Source organism: Mycobacterium alsense, from assembly GCF_002086635.1.
Lineage (GTDB): Bacteria > Actinomycetota > Actinomycetes > Mycobacteriales > Mycobacteriaceae > Mycobacterium > Mycobacterium alsense.
In genome coordinates this window covers 1-698 of sequence record NZ_MVHD01000137.1, presented here as the reverse complement: position 1 = coordinate 698, position 698 = coordinate 1, and the positions used below count along the sequence as shown (strand labels likewise).

1 protein-coding gene is annotated in these 698 nt (G+C 59.7%); it reads left to right on the top strand.

Going from position 1 to position 698, the window contains the following annotated elements; genetic code table 11:
* Positions 1–698, top strand: a 698-nt coding sequence (locus BST11_RS26865; protein ID WP_142276624.1) for an MCE family protein, incomplete at both ends; no start/stop codon positions are given.

Here is a 698-nt window from a genome sequence, read left to right as displayed (position 1 = left end):
TTCACGGCGAAGACCCAGCTGTCGATGCTGGCGTCGCGGGCTGGGTTGGTGATGGATCCGGGTTCGAAGGTCACCTACAACGGGGTGGAGATCGGCCGGGTCGCCAAGATCTCTGAGACGGTGTGGGAGGGTAAGCCGGCGGCCAATTTCACCCTCGATGTGTATCCGAGATACCTCGAGCTGATCCCGGCGAACGTGAACGCCGACATCAAGGCGACCACGGTGTTCGGTGGCAAGTATGTGTCGTTGACGACGCCGAAAAACCCGTCGCCGCAGAAGATTTCGTCTCAGACCGTGGTTGCGGTGGTCGGCAAGCAACGGTTCAATATCAAGGCCGGGTCGGTGACCACGGAGATCAATACGTTGTTTCAGACGATCACCGATATTGCGCAGAAGGTGGATCCGGTCAAGTTGAACCTGACGCTTTCGGCGGCGGCGCAGTCGTTGGCGGGGTTGGGTGAGAAGTTCGGGCAGTCGATCGTCAACGCGAATGCGATTTTGGATGATGTCAATCCGCAGCTGCCGCAGGCCCGTCACGACGTGCAGCAGCTGGCCGGGTTGGGTGACACCTATGCCAATGCGGCGCCGGATCTGTTCGATTTCCTCAACAACGCGGTGATCACCTCGCGCACCATCAATGCGCATCAAAAGGAGTTGGATCAGGCGTTGTTGTCGGCGGCGGGGTTCGGCAACACCGG